This window comes from Paenibacillus sp. GCM10012306 (assembly GCF_042649265.1).
Classification (GTDB): Bacteria; Bacillota; Bacilli; order Paenibacillales; family Paenibacillaceae; genus Paenibacillus_AQ.
Genome location: NZ_JBHRYW010000042.1, coordinates 1 through 531 on the forward strand (window position 1 = coordinate 1; position 531 = coordinate 531).

Consider the following 531-nt stretch of genomic DNA (forward strand, 5'->3'; position numbering starts at 1 on the left):
TGCCTGACCGACCGATTTCATTGATAAACATTTTGCTGAGAATCTCATCCTCTGAGAAGTTCACATTGGAGGAGACGAACGGGAACTTAGCGTTACCGATGAATTTGGATAGTACATTAGAGTCTTTATCAAATTCATGGTTCCCGAAGGTCATAGCGTCATATTTGACCAGATTCATAAAGGCCAAATCTGCTTGACCCAGGTACTTGTTGAAGTACAGTGTTCCGGAGAACACATCACCCGCATCAAGAAGAATAGGGTTTTCTGTCGTCGCCTTAGCGTTCTTGATTGCCGTTACACGGCGCAGAATGTTGTTTGGCGAGCTGACAGTATCTAGTCCTGCATGTGTATCGTTAGTATGCAGAATGGTTAGTGGGAAGTCTTGAGTTGTCTCCGGCAGTGGTGCACCTTTCAGATCAACAAGTCGGCCTTCTACTGCGGAAGTGTTCGCAGTGATAGTTCCAACCTTCTGAATATACTTTGTAAATACTTCAAAGTCCGGTAGGTACAGCAGGTTCACGCGACCTTCTT

1 pseudogene is annotated in these 531 nt (G+C 45.2%); it reads right to left on the bottom strand.

The features are described from left to right. Positions 1-391: pseudogene (locus ACFORK_RS29080) on the bottom strand (metallophosphoesterase); the annotation flags it as partial. Positions 392-531 lie beyond the last annotated feature (140 nt).